The sequence below is a fragment of the Nocardia noduli genome (genome assembly GCF_019038455.1).
Classification (GTDB): Bacteria; Actinomycetota; Actinomycetes; order Mycobacteriales; family Mycobacteriaceae; genus Nocardia; species Nocardia noduli.
On sequence record NZ_JAFMPL010000214.1, the window covers coordinates 1 to 2,345 of the forward strand.

Sequence of the window (2,345 nt, forward strand, 5' to 3'; positions counted from 1 at the left end):
TAGAGTTACGGCGGCCATAGCGGCAGGGAAACGCCCGGTCCCATTCCGAACCCGGAAGCTAAGCCTGCCAGCGCCGATGGTACTGCACTCGACAGGGTGTGGGAGAGTAGGACACCGCCGGAACATCATTGCGAAAGGCCCCCAACACAGTTGGGGGCCTTTCCGCGTTTCACGACTTCTCACCGCTCGTCGACGCTCTTGCGGCCGAGTGCTCGCCGACTACGGTGGAGCGCGTGGCCACCACCAGAATCGGCAGACATATCGGCGCACCGCGGTCGGTGGTCTATCGCTTGTTGATCGATGCGGACGCGGTGCGGACCTGGATGGTTCCCACCGGGATGACCAGTCGCGTTCACGAATTCGATCCGAAGCCGGGCGGGGCCTTCCGTATCTCACTGACCTACGACGAGCCGACGGCTATCGGCAAGACCACCGCGCACACAGACACGTTCGGCGGCCGCTTCGTCACCCTCGTTCCCGATGAACAGGTCGTGCAGGTCGTCGAATTCGAGACGGAAGATCCCGACATCCGCGGCGAGATGACCATCACCTACCGCCTGGCCGACGCGGAGCAGGGCGGCACCGACCTGATGGCACTACACGACGGCGTCTCGCCGGGGGGCGCGCCGGACGACAACGAATTGGGTTGGCGGATCTCACTCGGCAAACTCGCGGAGCTGGCGGAATCGTTGTCGGCCCCCTGATCTTCGCGGCCATACGGGCGGCTGCCAACAGGCCGCATAGGCGTGTGATATTTCGTCGCTGTCGCGCCGATAGACCACTGAGATATTCGAACATGTTCGCGACGGCGCGATGCCCGTGCTGGCGCGATGCTCGTGGCCTTCGGGGCCGAGCGGGCTTGTTCGGTACGGGGATACCGCGCCGCGTCGAAAGGCGCATCGACCCGTACCCAAAGGCGCCGGGCGCCAGCGGTTCGCGAATGGACCCCATCTGTTCCCATCGAAACTGCCTGATCAGCCGTCGCTATTCACGCTATGTCTCCTCGTTCGTGGGTGCCTAGCTGATTGAGCCGAACAGAGGTGGGTATCGCCGCCGATGTTGTGATCGGCGCGGCCGCGTGGATCCGAGGGTTGTGCACGAAGAGGGAGGGGCGCTCGCGGGTCGAGGAGCGGCGGGGACGGAATGGAGGCACAGTGGAGTGATGTCGCCGTTGGACGATCGGCATCCGTCCAGCATTTCGGACTGGGACGATGCGCGACGGAAGGCTCGATTCCGAGCGACTCGCCTCGGACACGACTGGCTGACGTTGCGCCGCACCAGGCTGATGCTGCTACGGGTCGCCGCGCTGCTCGTCGCGGGGCTCATCGTGTTCGCGCAGTACTGGGCGATCGACGTGGCCCCGGAACGCGCGCGCCTGGCACGCACCGAGCCGGCCGTACTGCCCATCGCCGCGCCCGCCGACAGCCGGAACTGGGATACGGTCGTCGTCGACATGGTCGGGTTGGGTGGGCTCAATGCCAGTGATACCGCCGCCGCGCTCCCCTCGCTGAGTCGCATGGGTGTGGTGTGGGCGATCAAATACGACAACCGCGGTATCGATACCAAGGTCATCGCGGATCTGATCACCCGCGCGGCGCAGATGTCGGGTCTGAAGAACGTGATCCTCGTCGGGCACAGTATGGGTGGGGTGATCGCGCTCGAAGTCGCCAAACATATCCATACCGACAGCGATCGGCGACTGGTGGCGGTGCTGCTGGATTGCACGCCGATGGATCTCAACGCCGTGCGTCCCGAAAGTCGGGGCCGCGGTGAGGATATGGTGCGCTGGATGGGGTGGCTGCCGGGCGCGAGAGAGAGCCGCGGGTTGCGACTGCTTGTCGAAACCTATGCGCGTCGAGAGCAATTCGTCGACGAGACCGGCTACGGACTGCCCGGCATACGGTTCGACGAATTGCGTTCGGTCCTCGACGAGGTGTTGCGCGAGAAGATCTACTCGGCCGACGCGGCGAGTAACGGTCTGATCGAAGCGCAATTCCTGGCGATCGTGGCGGGCGGCGCGGTGAACGATCTGCGTGCGCTGTCCGAGCCGGTCGATGGAAAACCGCCCCCCGCCATCGTTTTCCTGCGTCCGCGCGATCCCGCCGCGGACGGCGTGGTCGACGTCGAATATTCGCACCGGGTCCTGGTCGAGCAGGTCGGTGGCGTAGACGGAACCCTGCTCGTCGCATTCCCACGCAATACGGGCCACGCCAACCCCCGACAGCGGCCCAGCGAATACAACCGGGTGATCACCGACCAGGTGCTGCCATTCGTCCAGCGCTACCAAGCGCAAGCCAGGGCCACCCAGAACACTGCCGCCCCGCGCTGAGACCATCCTCCCGAGC

The 2,345-nt window shown here is 65.2% G+C and carries 2 protein-coding genes and 1 rRNA gene; all 3 read left to right on the forward strand.

Features of this window, described 5'->3' with window-relative positions:
• Positions 1-6: 6 nt before the first annotated feature.
• The 3 genes from rrf to JZ792_RS40945 all read left to right on the forward strand — a co-directional run bounded on the left by rrf (position 7) and on the right by JZ792_RS40945 (position 2,329).
• Positions 7-123 (forward strand): 5S ribosomal RNA (gene rrf, locus JZ792_RS40935).
• Between the two features lie 110 nt (positions 124-233).
• Positions 234-704, forward strand: coding sequence for an SRPBCC family protein (locus tag JZ792_RS40940; protein WP_216918336.1), 471 nt, complete (start codon positions 234-236; stop codon positions 702-704).
• 458 nt (positions 705-1,162) lie between these two features.
• On the forward strand, positions 1,163-2,329 hold the full coding sequence (locus JZ792_RS40945; protein WP_216918338.1) for an alpha/beta hydrolase: 1,167 nt from the start codon (positions 1,163-1,165) through the stop codon (positions 2,327-2,329).
• Positions 2,330-2,345: the final 16 nt, after the last annotated feature.

Excerpts from the sequence above, each read along its gene's own strand:
- JZ792_RS40945 (WP_216918338.1), top strand. The coding sequence starts at position 1,163 with ATGTCGCCGTTGGACGATCGGCATCCGTCCAGCATTTCGGACTGGGAC.